This is a genomic window from Mesorhizobium sp. M5C.F.Ca.ET.164.01.1.1 (assembly GCF_004792125.1).
GTDB classification, from domain to species: Bacteria; Pseudomonadota; Alphaproteobacteria; order Rhizobiales; family Rhizobiaceae; genus Mesorhizobium; species Mesorhizobium wenxiniae.
Genome location: NZ_SRTG01000001.1, coordinates 1,397,981 through 1,416,646, shown reverse-complemented (window position 1 = coordinate 1,416,646; position 18,666 = coordinate 1,397,981). Strand labels below are relative to the sequence as shown.

General features: G+C 62.7%; 16 protein-coding genes. 2 read left to right on the top strand and 14 right to left on the bottom strand.

Going from position 1 to position 18,666, the window contains the following annotated elements; translation table 11 throughout:
* Nucleotides 1-74 precede the first annotated feature (74 nt).
* The 3 genes from EN807_RS06850 to glmM form a co-directional block, all read right to left on the bottom strand.
* Nucleotides 75-824 (bottom strand): outer membrane protein, encoded by a 750-nt coding sequence (locus EN807_RS06850; RefSeq protein WP_135934379.1) that lies wholly within the window; start codon nt 822-824, stop codon nt 75-77.
* A gap of 188 nt (nt 825-1,012) precedes the next feature.
* A complete protein-coding gene (locus tag EN807_RS06845; protein WP_135934378.1) occupies nt 1,013-1,843 on the bottom strand; it encodes an outer membrane protein in 831 nt (276 codons plus the stop codon).
* Between the two features lie 225 nt (nt 1,844-2,068).
* A complete protein-coding gene (gene glmM / locus EN807_RS06840) occupies nt 2,069-3,421 on the bottom strand; it encodes a phosphoglucosamine mutase (RefSeq protein WP_135934377.1) in 1,353 nt (450 codons plus the stop codon).
* 523 nt (nt 3,422-3,944) lie between these two features.
* On the opposite strand from glmM, the gene EN807_RS06835 reads away from it, so the two are divergent.
* Entirely contained in the window at nt 3,945-4,736 is a 792-nt protein-coding gene (locus EN807_RS06835) for a hypothetical protein (protein WP_135934376.1), read from the top strand.
* A 400-nt stretch (nt 4,737-5,136) separates the two neighbouring features.
* On the opposite strand, the gene ftsH is transcribed toward EN807_RS06835, so the two are convergent.
* The 9 genes from ftsH to ybgC form a co-directional block, all read right to left on the bottom strand.
* A complete protein-coding gene (ftsH, locus tag EN807_RS06830) occupies nt 5,137-7,065 on the bottom strand; it encodes an ATP-dependent zinc metalloprotease FtsH (protein ID WP_065011263.1) in 1,929 nt (642 codons plus the stop codon).
* 123 nt (nt 7,066-7,188) lie between these two features.
* The gene (gene tilS, locus EN807_RS06825; RefSeq protein WP_135934375.1) at nt 7,189-8,565 is read right to left on the bottom strand and encodes a tRNA lysidine(34) synthetase TilS; all 1,377 of its coding nucleotides are present in this window, start codon (nt 8,563-8,565) and stop codon (nt 7,189-7,191) included.
* Nucleotides 8,566-8,620: 55 nt separating this feature from the next.
* Nucleotides 8,621-9,733 (bottom strand): tol-pal system protein YbgF, encoded by a 1,113-nt coding sequence (ybgF, locus tag EN807_RS06820; protein ID WP_135934374.1) that lies wholly within the window; start codon nt 9,731-9,733, stop codon nt 8,621-8,623.
* A gap of 203 nt (nt 9,734-9,936) precedes the next feature.
* The gene (gene pal, locus EN807_RS06815; protein WP_135934373.1) at nt 9,937-10,443 is read right to left on the bottom strand and encodes a peptidoglycan-associated lipoprotein Pal; all 507 of its coding nucleotides are present in this window, start codon (nt 10,441-10,443) and stop codon (nt 9,937-9,939) included.
* Nucleotides 10,444-10,713: 270 nt separating this feature from the next.
* Entirely contained in the window at nt 10,714-11,997 is a 1,284-nt protein-coding gene (gene tolB, locus EN807_RS06810) for a Tol-Pal system beta propeller repeat protein TolB (RefSeq protein ID WP_246684139.1), read from the bottom strand.
* Between the two features lie 67 nt (nt 11,998-12,064).
* A complete protein-coding gene (locus EN807_RS06805) occupies nt 12,065-13,222 on the bottom strand; it encodes a TonB family protein (RefSeq protein WP_135934371.1) in 1,158 nt (385 codons plus the stop codon).
* A gap of 7 nt (nt 13,223-13,229) precedes the next feature.
* Nucleotides 13,230-13,688 carry a protein TolR gene (gene tolR / locus EN807_RS06800; RefSeq protein ID WP_135934370.1) on the bottom strand — a complete coding sequence of 153 codons (459 nt, stop codon included), beginning with the start codon at nt 13,686-13,688 and terminating at the stop codon, nt 13,230-13,232.
* A gap of 9 nt (nt 13,689-13,697) precedes the next feature.
* Nucleotides 13,698-14,408, bottom strand: coding sequence for a protein TolQ (gene tolQ / locus EN807_RS06795; protein WP_127314509.1), 711 nt, complete (start codon nt 14,406-14,408; stop codon nt 13,698-13,700).
* Between the two features lie 295 nt (nt 14,409-14,703).
* Complete coding sequence (ybgC, locus tag EN807_RS06790) at nt 14,704-15,177, bottom strand: tol-pal system-associated acyl-CoA thioesterase (RefSeq protein WP_135934369.1); 474 nt, start codon at nt 15,175-15,177, stop codon at nt 14,704-14,706.
* A gap of 134 nt (nt 15,178-15,311) precedes the next feature.
* Here ybgC and EN807_RS06785 point away from each other — a divergent pair, with 134 nt between their 5' ends.
* Nucleotides 15,312-16,562, top strand: a complete 1,251-nt coding sequence (locus tag EN807_RS06785; RefSeq protein WP_135934368.1) for a cellulase family glycosylhydrolase — start codon at nt 15,312-15,314, stop codon at nt 16,560-16,562.
* 6 nt (nt 16,563-16,568) lie between these two features.
* Here the strand turns inward: EN807_RS06785 and EN807_RS06780 are convergent, their stop codons facing one another.
* Together EN807_RS06780 and ruvB are read right to left on the bottom strand one after the other, a co-directional pair.
* Nucleotides 16,569-17,477 (bottom strand): metallophosphoesterase, encoded by a 909-nt coding sequence (locus EN807_RS06780; protein ID WP_135934367.1) that lies wholly within the window; start codon nt 17,475-17,477, stop codon nt 16,569-16,571.
* Nucleotides 17,478-17,605: 128 nt separating this feature from the next.
* Entirely contained in the window at nt 17,606-18,643 is a 1,038-nt protein-coding gene (gene ruvB, locus EN807_RS06775) for a Holliday junction branch migration DNA helicase RuvB (RefSeq protein WP_135934366.1), read from the bottom strand.
* Between the last annotated feature and the right edge of the window lie 23 nt (nt 18,644-18,666).

The following is an 18,666-nucleotide window of genomic DNA, read 5'->3' as shown; positions in this document are numbered from 1 at the left end:
GCGAAAATGCCATGGCTTAAAACGCAAACGGCGGACCCGAAGATCCGCCGTCTTGATTGTCGCCCGCGCAGCTCCTACCAGAGGTCATAGCGCAACCCGAGCTTGACCTGATGATTGCTGATCCCTTTGTCGATCGTATATGAAGTTAGACTCTCGGCAGTCGCATATTCGGCGTCGGGCGCGGAAAAGTACTGATAGCCCAGATCGACGGAAACATTCTTGGACACTTGATAGGCAAGGCCCGCATTAAGCGTATAGGCAAAGGAATACTGGGTCTTGTCGTCCTGCAGAACAAAATCGTCGGTAGGGTCATTGTTGTCGGTGAAATAGCTCGCCGAAAGCTTGCGATTGCTCTGGACGATTCCGATACCCGCGCCGAGATAGGGCGTGATCCCGACATAGGTGCCAAGATCGACATAGCCATTGAGCATGCCCGAGAAGGCGTAGTTCTTCAGGGACGCTGATGCCACGGTCGTTCCGTCATCATAGCCGACGCCGATCTTGTTGCCGGGCAGATAGCCGAAATTGAGATCGGCACGCAGATAGTCGTTGAAATGGTAGCCGAAGCCGATGCTGGCAAAGATCGGATCTTCATTGTCGCTGAAGCTCGCCGGTGTGAAGGCGAAGTCCTCATCTTCGAAACTCTTTTCCGGCAAATAAGCGACATCGCCCCGCAGATACCATCCCGAACCAACTTCGACCGGCACATAATCCGGCGCCTGGTCGACATAGATCGGCGGATCGTAGTCGGCACCAAGTGCCTGCGACAGCGGCGTCAGGGCGATTGCTGAAAGCGCCAGCGCCATACGCGATTTGACAGTCATAATCCCGGCTCCCGAAGGTGGCGCCATTCGCGATCGCGAGCGACGTTTCAGGAATCATTGTTAACCATATTGGTTAAGTGGCGGTTAAGGATAACAAGGGGTTAGCGAATTGATTTTGACGCGCTTTCCCGGGCAAACGAAAACCGCCCGGCTTTTGCCGGGCGGTTCGCAAACCTGCTCTCGAGAGATTACTTGGTGTAGACCGGTTCGGGTTCGTAGGCGATCGGCTCCGGCTGGGCGCAGCCCGAGTTGCCGAACTGGTAGCGCAGGCCGCCGCGCACTTCGTGCACATTGATGCCTTTGTCATGGCCCGGACCGACGCCGCTGGCGAAGTCGAACATCTTACCGCCTTCGATATGGCTGTAGCGGTAGCCGACATCGAGCTTGACACGATCGGTCAGGCAGTAGGATGCGCCAGCCATGGCGGCATAGGCAAAACGCCAGCCCTTGCCGCCGCTATGCTCAAACGAACCGTCCTCAGTGACGTTATGCAGCGTATCCCACTTGACCCAGGCACCGCCGATGCCGGCGCCGACATAGGGAGTGATGCCGTGCCATGTGCCGATATCGACATAGGCGTTGGCGAGAAGCAGCAGCGCCGTATAGGACGAGGTGTCGGTCGAAGTGCAGGGATCTCCATCGAGGCAGATGCCGCTGGTCGAGCCGCGGAAATCGGATTTGCTCATCCAGTCCGCGGTCAGGTCGGTGCGAAAATGCTGGTTGATCTGGTAACCGACGCCGGCGCCGGCCGAGAAGGCGCCCTCCAGCTTGCCGCTGTCAAAGCGGCCGGTGCCAGGATCCGGCCCGTAGGTGATGTAGTCGCCGCCGCGGAACTTCGACCAGTGGTAGTCGATGTCGCCGCGAATGTACCAGCCGCCATATTCGACCGGCTGCTCGTAGACGGGCAGCGGCGGGGCCGGCTCGACCACGGGCGGCTCGACGAAGTCGGCAGCGAACACTGGTCCGGCCACGCCCGCGAGCAGCGCGGCAAAGAGGGCCATTCTTGCTGTATTGAACATGCTTGTCACCCCTGAGAACCCTCGGCACAGCGAACGCGTCCGAATCTGATTGGCTTCAGTCATGGATAATGAATTGGAAAAGTTAAAACGCGTTTAACCGTATCGCTTAACCATGTACCTCTAAATCTTTCAGGATTTCGCGTCGTTTCCCTGGATTCATTGGAATGCAACCCAACAAAAAAGCCCGCCGAACGGCGGGCTTTCAAACTGGCAAAAGCTGCAGGATCAGGCGGCGCTGCGCGTTTCCGAAATGACCTCGACGATGTCGTTGACGACGGCCTCGACCAGCTGCTGATCGTCGCCTTCCGCCATGACGCGGATGAGCGGTTCCGTGCCGGATGGCCGGATGACCAGGCGGCCAGCCTTGCCCAGGCGGTGGCGTCCATCTTCGATCGCCGCCTTGACCAGGGCTTCCTCGAGCGGCTTGCCGCCGGAAATGTGGACGTTCTTCAGCAGCTGCGGCACCGGCGCAAATTTCTTCGACAGTTCGCTGACCGGCCGGTTTTGCCGCTTGATGCAGGCGAGCACCTGGAGCGCCGAGACGAGGCCGTCGCCGGTGGTGGAAAAATCGGACAGCACGATGTGGCCCGACTGTTCGCCGCCGACATTCAGGCCGTGCGCACGCATGTGCTCGACGACATAGCGGTCGCCGACCTTGGTGCGGTGCAACTGCAGGTTCATGTCGCCGAGGAAGCGTTCGAGGCCGAGATTGGACATCACCGTCGAGACGACGCCGCCGCCGGCCAGCCGTCCGCTCTGATGCCAGGATTCGGCGATCAGTGCCATGATCTGGTCGCCATCGACGATCGCGCCGTTCTCGTCGACGATGACGACGCGGTCGGCATCGCCGTCGAGCGCGATGCCGATATCGGCGCGCACTTCGTGGACCTTCTTCTGCAGGCCGGCCGGATGGGTCGAGCCGCACTCCTTGTTGATGTTGAAGCCGTTGGGCTCGACATTGATGGCGACGACCTCGGCGCCGAGCTCCCACAGCGCCTCGGGCGCCACCTTGTAGGCGGCGCCGTTGGCGCAATCGACGACGATGCGCAGGCCCGAAAGCGACATCGACCGCGGCAGCGTGCGCTTGGCGAATTCGATGTAGCGGTCATGGACGCCGTCGACGCGCTTGGCGCGGCCGAGCCCGTCCGAATCGGCGAGCGCCAGGTCGATATCCTTGTGGAGCATCCCCTCGATGCGCTCCTCGATCTCATCGGAGAGCTTGTAGCCGTCTGGGCCGAACAGCTTGATACCGTTGTCGTAGTAGGGATTGTGCGAGGCCGAGATCATCACGCCGATGTCGGCGCGCAACGAGCGCACCAGCATGGCGACCGCGGGCGTCGGAATCGGGCCGAGCAGGAACACGTCCATGCCGGCGGCGCACAGGCCCGACACCATCGCATTCTCGATCATGTAGCCAGAAAGCCTGGTGTCCTTGCCGAGTACGACGCGGTGGCGATGGTTGCCGCGCTGGAACGAAAGGCCGGCGGCCATGCCGACCCTCATGGCGACCTCCGCCGTCATTGGAAACCTGTTGGCGCGCCCGCGAATGCCGTCCGTACCGAAATAACTTCCTGCCATGCTAGCCAGCTTCCCGATGGTTCTTTTCCGGCACGTCATGCCATAAATTGGCCCGAGCCCTATCATCACAATGCATGATTATAGGTCATCAATCCTTAGAAAATTGTTGTTTTGTGTGTTTTGTGTCACGCTCGTGCGTGGATTTTCAAGTTTCCTGCCCTGGTTGCGGCAGCAGCGTTCAGGAACTTCAGACTGCATCTGGATTCTTTGTTGTGTCAGTCAGTAGGCACTGAATTCGCAATCCGCGGGTCGAGTGGCCCTGGATCAGGCATTCAGTTGCGCTGCACCGGTGACACTCGATCCAACCCGCCATGTCAGGCAGTCCCTCACTGTGTTCGCTCTATACGCGTTTTCCGTGCAAACGCGCTCGGGAAAATCTACCTGGCGGACAGGGTCTGGCTACGATTGTATCGAAATAATGCACTTTCCGACCGATTTTACGCCATTTAGCCTCTGGCGCAACCAGCCGTTGAGTGCTATTGCTTGGTTGGTACATATCGTGAACATCTGAGGGAGAAGACGCATGCTCATCCATCGACTTGCCACTTTGACGGGTCTCGCCGTCGTGACCTTATTCCTGGCGGCGCCCGCCAATGCGCTGACCATGGCTGAATGCAGCACCAAGTATAACGCGGCAAAGGATGCCGGAACACTTGGCGGGCAGAACTGGAACCAGTTCCGCAAGGCAGAATGCGGCACCGATGCCGCCGACGCCACGCCAGCCGCGGCGGACAGCACCAGCGCTGCAATTTCCGACGCGGCACCGGGCCTGGCGGCGAAAGAATGCAGCACCAAATACCAGGCTGCAAAGGCCGCCGGCACGCTGAAAGGCACGAAGTGGAATGACTTCCGCGAGAGCGAATGCGCCGCCGGCGCCAGCGCGACCGTGGAACCCGCCGCAGCGACGACCAAGGCAGCGGCGACTGCCAACGCACGCAACGGCCTCAGCAGGGCGGATTGCAGCGCCAAATATCAGGCGGCCAAGACCGGCAACACGCTGAACGGCATGAAGTGGAACGACTTCCGCATGAGCCAGTGCGGTGCCGGTGGTTCCGACGACGACACCATGCCGGCAGCCGATCAGGCAAGCCTCACCAGCCACCCGGAAACGCCGACCGTCACCGCTCCCCAGGGTGTGACGTTTCCGAAGGCGATCTCCACCAAGTATAGCAGCGAAACCCCGGCCAAGGGCCGCATGCACACCTGCCGCGACCAGTACCACGCCAACAAGGAGGCCGATACGCTGGGTGGCCTCAAGTGGATCCAGAAGGGTGGCGGCTTCTACAGCCTTTGCAATGCCGCGCTGAAGAGCTGATCGGCAGTAACACCTGAAGACAGGAAGGCCCGCCAACCGCAAGGTTCGCGGGCCATCTGTTGCCGGCGACGGCGGACGGTCCTGCGGGCACCGGCGAAGCCACTGCCAATCTCCCCTGAAGGGGGTCCCTCAAGGGGGAAAGTCCTGCAGAACAGGGCGGGAGGATCGCGGCATCATTCCAGTTTGGGTTCCTCGCCCTGCAAAGCGGGGGAGAGGAACCCAGGTCTTGAGAGATCGCCGGGACAGCCCCTTTGCAACTTAACAATTGCCGAATCCAGTTGTGGGATCGAATGCGGCGGGGGTGAGAGGCTTCGCGCCGTGATCGGCTGTCGGCACCTCCTGAACAAAAACGCCGCGGTCCAAGCCGCGGCGTTTTCGAATCAATCTCCTGAGCCGGACCCTAGCTTGACGGCTGAGGCTCCATGCCGCCCTCGGGCTCCGGACCCTTCTTGCGGCGGCTGCCGGACTTCGGCACGGCCGAGCCACGGCTTGGCGGCGTGTCGTCGCCGAGATCGCGGGCGGGCTTGTGGCCAGCGATCAGCTGCTTGATCTCCTCGCCGGACAGCGTCTCATATTCCAACAGCCCCTGCGCCAGCGCGATCCATTCCTTCTTCTTTTTGGTCAGGATGGATTTCGCAGTCGAATAGGCCTCGTCGATCAGCCGGCGCACTTCCGCGTCGATGATCTGCGCCGTCTCTTCCGAGACGTTCTGCGTGCGCGCCACCGAATGGCCGAGGAAGACCTCTTCCTGATTATCGCCATAGGCGACATGGCCGAGCTTGTCGGAGAAGCCCCAGCGCGTGACCATGGCGCGCGCCAGCTTGGTTGCCTGCTCGATGTCGGAGGAGGCGCCCGAGGTGATGTTCTCCTTGCCGAACTTGAACTCCTCGGCGACGCGGCCACCCATCATGATGGCGAGGCGCGAGATCATGTACTTGTAGCTCATCGAATAACGGTCGCCTTCCGGCAGCTGCATGACCATGCCAAGCGCGCGGCCGCGCGGGATGATGGTCGCCTTGTGCAGTGGATCGGCCGACGGCACGTTCAGCGCCAGAATGGCGTGGCCGGCCTCGTGATAGGCGGTGAGTTCCTTCTCGGCCTGGGTCATGGCCGACGAGCGGCGCTCGGCGCCCATCATGATCTTGTCCTTGGCGTCCTCGAACTCGGCCATGGTGACAAGGCGCTTGTTACGCCGCGCCGCCATCAGGGCGGATTCGTTGACGAGGTTCATCAGGTCGGCGCCGGAAAAGCCCGGCGTGCCGCGTGCGATCACCTTGAGGTCGACATTGGGCGCCAGCGGCACGTTGCGCACATGCACCTTCAGGATCTTCTCGCGGCCGACGATGTCCGGGTTCGGCACCACCACCTGGCGGTCGAAACGGCCGGGCCTGAGCAGCGCCGGATCGAGCACGTCCGGCCGGTTGGTGGCGGCGATCAGGATGATGCTTTCATTGGATTCGAAGCCGTCCATTTCGACCAGCAACTGGTTCAGCGTCTGCTCGCGCTCGTCGTTGCCGCCGCCGAGGCCGGCGCCGCGATGGCGGCCGACCGCGTCGATTTCGTCGATGAAGATGATGCAGGGCGCATTCTTCTTGGCCTGGTCGAACATGTCCCGGACGCGGCTGGCGCCAACGCCGACGAACATCTCGACGAAGTCCGAGCCGGAAATGGTGAAGAACGGGACGTTGGCCTCACCGGCGACCGAACGGGCAAGCAGCGTCTTGCCGGTCCCGGGAGGACCGACAAGCAGCACGCCGCGCGGGATCTTTCCGCCAAGCCGCTGGAACTTCTGCGGATCACGCAGGAATTCGACGATCTCTTCCAGATCTTGCTTGGCTTCGTCGACGCCGGCGACGTCCTGGAAGGTGACGCGGCCATGCGCTTCGGTCAAAAGCTTCGCCTTCGACTTGCCGAAACCCATGGCGCGGCCGGAGCCGGACTGCATCTGGCGCATGAAGAATATCCAGACGCCAAGGATGAGGATCATCGGCAGCCAGGAGATGAGATAGCCGAACAGCGAATTGGAACCGTCGGATTCGGGGCGCGCGTTGATGGTGACGTTCTTGTCCTGGAGTCTCGAAACCAGTGACGGATCACCAGGCGAATAGGTCTGGAAGCCGGTAGAGGTGTCGGTATAGGTGCCCGAGATGCGGGCACCCGCTATGGTCACCGTCTTGACCCGGCCGGCCGCGACATCCTGCAAGAACTGCGAATAGGGAACATCGCTCGCTGCTCCGCGCGTCTGCGGCGTCTGGAACAGATTAAAGAGAGCGATGAGCAGGACCGCTATGATCGCCCAGAGCGCGAGATTGCGATAATTCGGATTCATCAATTGTCCCGTTGGTGTCCGTTGGCGGACACGCGTCGTGAGAGGAAACTTGGGTCTAACATAGGGATGACGCCTTCCCTTGCCAAGCAGAACAGCATGTCGCGGTTAAGCTTTCGCCCACGATCAACCGGCAGTGTGGCCGCTAAAAGGCGTGGCAGGAAGCAGCGGCGCGCCGATCAGCGCGGCGACAGTTCCGGCCGGCGCCAGGTCGAAGGACGGCAGGAAGCGGGCAAAGGGCGCGACCACCGGGCATACCGCCATTCCCGGCAAAACCGGGCTGTCCTGCGCCGAACCAAGGCATTCGCCAGGAAGTTCACTTGCGAGCCACAGCACCGGCTCGGCCGCCAGAGCCGCGCGGAAAAGGCTTGGCGGCGTGCCGTCTTCGGGAATTGCCTGTTTTGCGGCACGAGCCGCGCCGAGCGGCGCGATCAAAAATGCACCTGGCTCGTCGCCCAATTTGATCCTCCGGCGGCCGTCCCAAAGGGCATTGTCCACGGCAGGAGCAGCGGGCGGCAGGTTGCGGGTTTCGCGACGCAGGAAGAGGCCGGCACGCCGTGCATCGATCACCGTCCGCGACAATGTGGCGCAAAACGGGGCGGCCCTCAGCCGATCGAGCAGCGCCTCGCTGCGAACCTGGTCGGGCAGAAAGGCAACGCCGCCGACAGTCGCCAGCAGGATGCGCAGCGCGTAGACGGCCGCCGCCTCGTCGCCGGCCGTCGCAAAGCCCGGATCGAGACGGATAAGGCCGGCGGCGGGCCTGCTGGCAAAGCCGCGGATCAGCGCGGCCGCGCGATGGCCAAGCTGTTCGCGCTCCACCGCAGCCCGCGCGGCCAGCGCCACCGCGTCTTCCACGCGCTGGGTACCATTGCGGTCGGCAAGCGCTGCGCGGATACGCGGCCTCTCGAAGGCCTCGTCTTCATTGGTCGGGTCTTCGACCCATCCGACATTCGCGCGCTGCAGGACTTCGCGCAGCGCCGCCCGCCGTGTGCCGAGAAGCGGCCGTGCGATCCAGATCCGCCAGTCGTAAAGAGTGGCGGGCGCCATGCCGGCGAGACCTCGCCCATCTTGGCGTGCCCCATCCTCGCGTGCTTTCCGCATCAGCACGGTCTCGGCCTGGTCGTCGGCAGTGTGGCCGGTCAGGATCAGGCCGATACCTTCCGCCTGCGCTGCCTCGGCCAGCAGCCGGTAGCGTGCCTCTCGCGCGGCAGCCGGCATGCCGGTCGACGGCTTGCGCCCGGACCAGACCAGGGTGCGGTGGGCAATGCCGCGCCCGAGGCAAAGCCTGGCGACGGCTTGCGCTTCCGCTGCCGAGCCCGGCCGCAGACCGTGATCGATCGTCACAGCCAGCAATTTCGTTGCGGGCGCGGTACGGTCGAGGTGATCTTTGAGGAGAAGGAGAAGGGCGGTCGAGTCGCTGCCGCCGGATACGGCCGCAACAGCGCCGTTGGTAAAGTCGATCTGCGAAAAAACCGAAGGGTCAGGCTCGGTTTCGAGCGTCAATGCATGTCGCCCAAAAGTGGGCCCGGTTTTGGGGCAACGACATGCAAGAGAAAAACTAACACGCCGCGAGCGCCCTTTCCTGCTTGACGCGTTCCTTGAGCGTGCCGGAAACGTTGGGATAGCGCTTGCCGATCTCGCCGAAAGTGGCGCAGGCCACGTCGCGCTGATTCAATCCGACCAGCGAGACACCGAGCTTCAGCAGCATGTCGGGAGCCTTCTTGGCCTTCGGATAGTCCTTGCTGGCGGCGAGGAAAGTCTCGGCCGCGTCGCGGTATTTCTGCTGGCCGAGCAGCGACTCACCCAGCCAGTAATGCGCGTCCGCCGCCTTGGCGTCCTTGGGGAAGCGGGCGATGTGGTCGCGAAAACCCTGTTCGGCAGTGCTGTAGTCGCCCGACAGGATGAATTGATAGGAGTTGCGGTAAAGCTCCTCGGGGTCGTCGGTGGCGGGCAGCGCCGCGACCACCGTGTCGTCGGACTTGCCGGCCTGCGTGCCAGCGGCTTGGTCACCGGGGGCTTGGTCGCTGGTGGCAGGGGCAGTGTTCTGCGCCGGTGCATGTGCCTGGGTGTTGCCGTCGGCGTCGATCACATTGCCGTTCTTGTCGACGGTGATGGTGCCGAACGTCTTCGGCGGCGCGCCCGGGATCACCGTGCCGGGTTCGCCCGTCGGCGATTCGACGATGACCTCCCCGCTCTGGTCGCCGGCGGGCGGTGAGCCAGCATCGGCCGGCGCGTGAATCGCCGGAGCCTCGGCGACGCTGCTGTCGGTTTTGGTGGTGGCGTCCGACTTCTTCTGCTCGGCCGGTTGCTGCGCGCCTTGCGAACCGCCTTCCAACTGCTGGAAGCGGAACTCGTTGTCTTCCTGCTGCTTGCGGATCTGCTCCTGCATCTGCAGCACCTGGAAGTTGAGCTCCTCAATCTTGCCATTCATCCGGCGGAGCTGTTCCTCCAGCGCCGTAGTGCCGGTGCCATCCTGGGCGAATTGAACCTGATCCGGTTTCTTTCTTTCACCGAAAATGCCGGGCAGCTTGAGCGTCGGCAACTGGAAGGAAAAGCCGCCTTTCGGCGGTTGTTGCTCATTACCGCTTGCCCCCGTACCGCCAGCAAGTGCGGCGATGCTTGATACGAGCAGCAGCGCAAGTGTGCCGCTCAAGACCGATCTGAAATGCATGTGCCTCTCGCCGTGAAATTGTTAGCCTGTTGTGTGCCTTCCGATCGGAGTGGAACCGTCAGGCGCTTCGGCTCTTAGCAGGACGCAGGAACTTCGGCCAAATTTTGTTTCAAGTCCCATATACGGGCGCCGAACATGAAAAAGGCGGCCGCGGCCGCCTTTCGCACATATGTGTTGCATTTCTGCCGATCAGGGATTGCCGATCAAGAACCGGCGCCACCGAGCGTGGTGACGGCGCGGCGGTTCTGCGACCAGCAGGAGATGTCGTCGCAAACCGCGACCGGACGCTCCTTGCCGTAAGAAATGGTCTTCAGGCGCTGGGCGGAAACACCCCTGGCGACGAGGAAGTCGCGGGTGGCGGCGGCACGGCGGGCGCCGAGCGCCAGATTGTATTCGCGCGTGCCGCGCTCGTCGGCATGGCCTTCGATAACGATGGCATACTGCCTATACTGGTTCAGCCACTGCGCCTGTCGCGAAAGCGTCGTCTGCGCGTCGGCGCGGATCGAGGACGAATCCGTATCGAAGAAGATGCGGTCGCCGATGTTGACGGTGAAGTCCTGGGCCGATCCGGGCGTTGCCGCCCCGGCGCCGCTGAGACCGAGATCGGCGGCGCTGTTCGGGGTCTTCTTCGAGGCGCAACCGGCAATGGCGAGCGACGCCACCAGCGCGATCACTACCGGGTTTTTAGTAAGTGCTGCGATACGGCCCATGCCGCCTCTCCTTCGCAATTCGAGTGATTTCGTTGATCGTCCAGTAACCACGTTTGGGTTAACCGGCGTTCAAGAAACACGGTTAAAATTTGGTTTCGGCTGCCGTCCGCAGCCGTTTTGCCAGGGGCCGCCCAACGGGCCCACGATGTGCGCGGACCCTAGGCGGAAATGCGGCTAAAACGCGACCAAGCCGTGGAAAGGAGCGAATTGAAGAGTTGAGGAATCCCGTTTTCTCCATCTCTTCAATTTTTCATTTCTCCAATTCCTCTCTCACTCGAGCAGCGGCGACCAGGCCGGGTCCGAGGCGAAATTCGCGGTCGGGATCGACTGCTCGTTGCGCCCAGTGAGATCGACCGAAACCAGTTTCGGCCCGCCGGCTGAATCGCGGAAGAACATCAGCACCCGCCCGTTGGGCGCCCAGGTCGGCCCCTCCTGCTGGAAGCCGGTTGAAAGGATGCGCTCGCCCGAACCGTCGACGCGCATGACGCCGATCTGGAATTCGCCGGCAGTCTGCTTGGTGAAGGCGATGAGATCGCCGCGCGGCGACCATACCGGCGTCGAATAGACGCCGTCGCCGAAGGAGATGCGGGTCTGGCCCGAACCGTCGGCGCCCATCACATAGATCTGCGCGCGGCCGCCGCGGTCGGAGGTGAACACCACCTTGCTACCATCGGGCGAATAGGACGGCGAGGTGTCGATGGCCGTCGAATTGGTGAGCCTGGTCGTCGAGCGGCTTCTCAGGTCCATGGCGAAGATGTTGGAATTGCCGTCGTCGCGCAGCAGGCTCATGATCACCTTCTGGCCGTCGGGCGAAAAGCGCGGCGCAAAGGTCATGCCGGGAAAGTCGCCGACCAGTTCGCGCTGCCCGGTCTCGATCTGCAGCAGATAGACCTTCGGCTGGCCGCTTTCATAGGACATGTAAGTGATTTCCTGCCGGTTTGGCGAGAAGCGCGGGGTCAGCACGATCGACCTGCCATCCGACAGATAGCGGACGTTGGCGCCGTCCTGGTCCATGATGGCGAGGCGCTTCTTGCGCGCGTTCTTTGCGCCCGATTCGTCGATGAAGACGACGCGTGTGTCGAAATAGCCCTTCTCGCCGGTCAGCCGCTCATAGATCGCATCGGCGATGATATGAGCGACGCGCCTCGTATTGGCGTCGTTGGCGAAGAACTGCTCGCCCGACATCTGCTGGCCGGCAAAGGTGTCCCACAACCTGTACTGGGCGCGGACGCGGCCATCGGCCTCCTTGCTGACGCTGCCGGTCACCAGCGCCTGGGCATTGATCACCTTCCAGTCCTCGAAGCGGGGCGTGGCATCCGGATTGGAGATCTTTTCGATGAAGGCGCTCTTGTCGATCAGCGCGAACAGGCCGGAGCGTTTCAGGTCTGCGCTGACGATGCCGGAAATCTCCGCGCCCAACGCATCGCCGCCCTGGAAATCGGTGATAGCGATCGGCAGCGGCTCGACATTGCCTTTGTTGACGTTGAGCTCAACGAGCGCCCGCGCCGGCAAGGTGGCGGCGGCAGTCATGCCCAGCGCCATCGATACGATCATCAGGAGCGGCTTGAGGATGGATTTCATGTCTTCTCGCTTCTCTTCAATGATTCTACGGCCGCCAGACCTATAGGCCCAGCATCTCCCTCGGATCGAAGGTGACCCGCACGTCGGCCCAGATGTCTTGTTTGCCTGCGGGAACCTGCAGGCCGGCCACATCGCATTTCTGAACCGCGCGAACGGCACTTTCGTCGAACGGGCGGCTTCCGCTCGACTTTTCGACAGATGGCCGTCCGTCCAGCTTGCCGGAGGCGTCGAGGTTGAACCGGACTACGACGATGAAATTCTCGGAACCCTCGAGCCCTACCGGCAGGGTCCAGCAACCACCAAGCTGAGCCTCCAACGCCCCCTGCTCCGACCTTGAAAGCTTCTGGCCCTGATTCTTGTCCCCGCCGAGCGATGCCTGCTGGGTTGAACGCTTGGCGCCGCCGCCGGACGGCTTCCGCTTGTCGAGCAGCGCCGAAATCTCGTCGGCATTGAACTGCTTGTCTTCCGATTTCGGCTTGGACGAGGCCTCCTTGACCGGCTTGTCGGCGTCCTTGCGCTCCGGCGCCTTGGCGCTTTCGGCCTGGGCCGGCTGCGGCTTCGGCCGCGCCTGCGGGGCAGGCGCAGAGTCCGGAAGCTGCGTCGTCTCGGTGGGCTGCTCTTTCGTTATTGCTTCAGCAACGGCGTCCGGCTTGACCTCAGGCTGCGGGTCGATGGCGGCGGTCTTGTCCTGCGGCGGCGTCGGCGCCGGCTCCTTGGCCGGTGTCGGCTTGGGCTCCGCCTGCTTGACCGGTTCGGGCTTGACCTCTTCCTTTGGCTGCGGGACCGGTGCGACCTCCGTCGCCGGGACAGGCTTGGGCTGTTCCTTCGGCTTCGGCACATCCTCGGGCTTGGGCTTATCTTTCGGCGTCGGCGCGGGCGGCGGCGCCTCAGCCATATCGACCGGCTGGGGCTTGGGTTCCGGCGTCGGCGGCTTGTCGGTATCGACGCTGTTCTCACCGACCGTCTGCGCGTCGGCCACGATGTCCGGGCGCTGGGTCGGCAATGGCGCCGGCTTTTCACTCACCGCAGCCTTCTTGTCGCCCTGCTGTATCTGCGCGATCGCTTCCATCGGCACGATTTCGACCGCCAGCGACTCGGCATCGGACGCCGGCAATGCAGCCGGCGCCGACAGTGTGAACAGCCCGAAGGCTATCGCCACTGCGTGCAAGATCACCGATGTGGTGAGGCCGGTCCTCATCTTGCGTCTATTGATCCTGTTCCTGCAGTGAAACCAGGCCGATATTCTTGTATCCGGCGGCCGAGATGCGGGCCATCACCTTCATGGCGGTGCCATAGTCCGTCGACTTGTCGCCGCGGATGAAGATGCGCTCGTCATAGCCGGTCTTCGAGATCGCCTGCAGTTTCGCCACCAGTTCCTCAACCGCGATTTCGGTCTCCTGGAGATAGATCTGGCCGGCGGAGTTGATGGAGACCGTGATCGGCTGCGTGTCGACATTCATCGCCTTGGCCTGCGTGTCCGGCAGGTCGATTGGCACGCCGACCGTCAGCAGTGGCGCCGCGACCATAAAGATGATCAACAGCACCAGCATCACGTCGACCATCGGCGTGACGTTGATTTCCGATATCATCGCGTGATGGCGGCCGCGCCGCCTGTGGCCGCGACCACCGCGTCCCCCGCCACCCGCGCCTACAGACATTCCCATGCTTGTTCCTCAGGTCTTCTGCGCGACTTTTTCATCGATTTGGCGCGAGAGTATGGCGGAGAACTCGTCCGCGAACCCTTCCATGCGCACGGCGATCTTGCTCGCGTCCGACGACAGCTTGTTGTAGGCGATGACGGCGGGGATGGCCGCGAGCAGGCCTATTGCCGTGGCCAGCAGCGCTTCGGCAATGCCGGGTGCGACCACCGACAGGCTGGTATTCTTGGATGCGGCGATCGCCTGGAATGAGGTCATGATGCCGATCACGGTGCCGAACAGCCCGATGAAGGGCGCCGCCGAGCCGGTGGTGGCGAGAAAGCCAAGCCGTCCTTCCAGCTTTTCCATTTCGCGGGTCAGCGCCAGGTCCATCGCCTTGTCGATGCGGGTCTGCAGGCCAAGCGGCGATTTCGCGCCCTTCTCAAAGCTTTTTTTCCATTCGCGCATGGCGGCGACGAAGATGGCGCTCATGCCCGACGTTTTTCGGTCGGCGAGCGTGCGGTAGAGCTCTTCCAGCGACTGCCCCGACCAGAACACCTGTTCGAAGCGATTGAGCGCGAGCCGCATGCGGCCATAGGCGACGAGCTTGTCGACGATGATCGCCCAGGTCCAGATCGAGGCGCAGAGCAGCCCGATCATGACCAGCTTGACCACCCAGCCGGCCTGCATGAACAGCGCCCAAATCGACAAATGCGCGCCCGGTTCGGCGAGTGCGATATTTTCCATGGTTACGTCCTTAAGATTTTCTGGGCACGGCTGGCGGCTGGCCCATGGGCATCCCTTGTGGTCCGTTCGCGCGCAAAGCTTGCGGCATAACCCCAAAATGCACCGTTGGCGGCCTTTTCGGGGCAAATGTTGGTGAAAGGAAGGCGCTGGATTCCTCCAATCTTTACCACTCTCTTCATGAACCGTTATGGTTAAGGATGGGTTAGGACGTACAGCGCGGCGCATTGCCGCGCCTTGGGCGAGCCGCCAGGCATCGTCACCGGATCATTGGCGTCAGTAACTTACCGATTTGAACTTACCGGTTTGTCTTGGGCATGAAGGCTGCAATCCATTCCTTCGGAAAACGTCTTGGCCGGCCATTCTCGCCGATGATCGCCGCCTCGACCCGGGCCTCGACCAACACCTCGCCGCCGCGCTTCAGCTGCTGCGCCATGAAGATGCGGGCGCCCGAAATGTCCTCGGTGCGCGTCTCGATGGTCAAGATGTCATCCATGCGGGCGGATCCGCGGAAGTCGATCTCCATGCGCCGCACCACCCAGATTATTTTTTCGCCATGCTTGCCCTCGGCGAGCTCGGTGTGATGGACGCCGGCAAGCCGGAGATAGTCGGAGCGGCCGCGCTCGAAGAATTCGAGATAGCGCGCGTGGTAGACGACGCCGGAGAAATCGGTGTCGGCATAGTAGACCCGCGCCATCAGCCGATGGCCGAATTCCGTCAGCGCGCCGGAAAGCCCGGCGCCGAGCGCCGCCGATTCACCATGATCGTCCATTGCGCTTTCCTTTTTGGGCCTGACTGGGCACCTAAAGCGCGACGCACTTTAGGTGGTTGTTTCCTTGCGTGTCGTTGTCCCAAAAACCGCTACACACTCTTGGGCGACACGCACTGGCTTGGCGCAAGAACCGGATGGCACTGTTGACGGCGATGATCAAGACCTTGATGGCGGCGCTACTCGTGCTTGCCGCGCTGGTGATGCCGGCCCAGACAGCGAGCTTTTCGATGAAGCGCGGCCTCAATCTCGACCAATGGACGACCTGGCCTGGCGAGGACAAATGGAGCGACCGGCAGGCAATCCTGCCCTATCCCGAGTGGCGCAAGTTCCTCAATGACGATGACCTCAAGGCGCTGAAGAGCGCCGGCTTCGATTTCCTGCGCATGCCGGTCGATCCGTCGCCGTTCCTGTCCGGCGAGACCCTGACGCAGCGCGACAATCTCTATGCCAGCGTGCTGGACTCGGTGCGCATGATCAATCGTGCCGGACTGAAGGTGATCGTCGACATGCACCTGATCCCCAGCGGCAGCAGCCGCAAGATCGGCATGGGCGAGGTGATGGACGACCCGAAAATGTTCGAAGCCTATGTCGAGGTGGTGCGCAAGATGGCGCGCACGCTGGCCGATGAGGATCCGCGCCAAGTCGCCTTCGAGCCGATGAACGAGCCGGTCGTCGACTGCGACGCCGACGGCACCAGCTTCTGGCCGGAGCGCCAGCAGAGACTGTTCGCGGCGGCGCGTTCGTCGGCCACGAAGCTCACCCTGATCCTGACCGGCGCCTGCTATTCCAATGCGGCATCGCTGGCAAGGATCGATCCGAAGGCGATCCCGGACGACAACATCATCTGGACCTTTCATACCTACGACCCGTTCCTGCTGACCCATCAGGGCGCGACCTGGGCCGGCGATTTCATCCCCTATGTGACCGGCCTGCCCTATCCGCTCAGCGCCGTCCCGCGCGCCCAGCTGGAGGCAGCGCTCGATACGATCCGCGCAAGGATCAAGGCCGAGGCGCCATGGACGCGGCAGAGCGGCCTGCTCGCCTATCTCGACGAGCAGGTCGCCAGCATGGATACGGACGAAAAGCTGCTCAGGATCATGGACGCGCCATTCAAGACTGTCGAAGCCTGGGCGAAGGCCAACGGGATAAAACCGAAGAACATCACGCTGGGGGAATTCGGCATGATCCGCCAGGAATACGGCAATGCCCAAGTGATGCCGGCCGAATACCGCGCCGCTTATGTCAGGGATATGATCGCGCGCGCAGAAGCCCATGGCTTCTCGTGGTCGGTCTGGAGCTATGGCGGCGCCTTCGGCATCGTCGAGGCGTTTGATGGCGACAAGGCCGAGCCGGATGTGATGGACGCGATCAAGTCACTTCATTGAAGCGGTTCAGGCTGAATCCAGTTCGATCGAAAGAATTTCTGGGCGCATCCCAAAACGCACCGGCAGGATGCTGAAACCGAGCCCTCCGGAGACGATCAGGTTACGGTTCTCCTCCACAACATGGCCATAGGCAAAACGGTTGCCGAAGCGGGATGGCACGACCGGAGAATAGCCGAGCAACCGCACCTGTCCGCCATGGGTATGACCGGAAAGCGTCAACGATACCCGTGACGGGACCTTCGGGAATATGTCCGGCTCATGCGCCAGCAGGATAACAGGAGCCTTGTCGCGCACCTTTGCCAGCGTGCCATGCAGGTCGTCCAGTCCTTTGAATCTGCTGCGGCCCCAGGCCTTGCCCGGCCGCAGCGCAAGTTGGTCCGCAAGTCCGGCGACCCAGAAGCCATGCCCGTCTTTTTCCAGGCGCACCGCATCGTTTTCCAGGACCGGGATGCCGGCACTTTCGAGCGCCCTGCGCGCCACCGTCGGGCCGAACCCGGCTTTCTGCGCAGAAAGGTCCTCCCACCAGTCGTGATTGCCAAGGATTGACCACACGCCGAGCGGCGCCTTCAGTCCTGACAAGGCCGGCGCCCATTCGGAGGAACCCACCCAGTCCGAAACCAGGCGTGTGCCGGCTGCATAGTCGCCAAGCAGGACAATCAGATCCGGCTGCAGGCTGTTCGCCCGTTCGGCAAGCGACCTAATCCGCTCCGGCGTCATCCATGGCCGGCAAGCATGGATATCGGCGAGAGCGACGACGCGAAGCCGCAATCCTGCAGGCCAGTTTGGCGGCGTCAATGAATAGCGCTTCACATGCGTCAACAACATCGGCTCGAGGCCAACCGCATAAGCGCTGAGCGACACGGCCGATAAGAACGAGCCGCCGATGAGGCGCAGGAAGCCACGTCTGGTGATCATCGCTCAGCTCCGTCGTTCGTGGGACGGACGGTCCCACGAACGAAGCGTTAGAGCCCGCAAATGCGCCGGCAAGCTGACCAGGATTAGGAGATTTTGCGCAGGAATGAAGCCGCAACGCCGCGCGGACGCTACTCTTCCTGGAACAGGCTGATCTGCTGCTGCGCCAAGTCCTTCGGCGCATCGAGGCCGAGATGCCGCCAGGCACTGGCGGTCAGCACGCGGCCGCGCGGCGTGCGCTGGATGAATCCCTGCTGGATCAGATAGGGCTCGATAATGTCCTCGATGGCGTCGCGCGGCTCGGAAAGCCCTGCCGCGATCGTCTCGATGCCGACCGGCCCGCCGCCAAAATTCCGCGCGATCATCGAGAGGTAGCGGCGGTCGAGCGCGTCGAGACCGAGCGCATCGACCTCCAGCCGCGTCAGCGCTTCGTCGGCGATCTGCCGGTCGACATGACCGTCGCCGGCGACGGAGGCAAAATCGCGCACGCGGCGCAACAGCCGGCCGGCGATGCGCGGCGTGCCGCGCGCGCGTCGCGCGATCTCCAGCGCGCCGTCGTCGCCGAGCGGCATGCCAAGAATGCGGGCGCCGCGCCGCACGATCTGCTCCAGTTCCTCGACGGAGTAGAAATTGAGACGGACCGGGATGCCGAAGCGGTCGCGCAGCGGATTGGTCAAAAGACCGAGCCGGGTGGTGGCGGCGACGAGGGTGAAACGGGCTAGGTCGATCTTGACCGAGCGCGCCGCCGGCCCTTCGCCGATGATCAGGTCGAGCTGGAAATCCTCCATCGCCGGATAGAGAATTTCCTCGACCGCCGGGTTGAGCCGGTGGATCTCGTCGATGAACAGCACGTCGCGGTCTTCGAGATTGGTGAGCAGTGCTGCGAGATCGCCGGCCTTGGCGATGACCGGGCCGGAGGTCGAGCGGAAATTGACGCCGAGCTCGCGCGCCATGATCTGCGCCAGCGTTGTCTTGCCGAGGCCGGGCGGCCCGACGAACAGCACATGGTCGAGCGCCTCGCTGCGGCCCTTGGCGGCCTCGATGAACACTTTGAGATTGGCCCGCACCGCCGCCTGGCCGACAAAATCGCCGAGCGTCTGCGGCCGCAAGGTTTGCTCGGCATCCTCGCCGCGCTTATCGGGAGCGATGAGGCGTGGCGAAAGGCTCATGCCGCTTTCCTTGCACAGGGTAG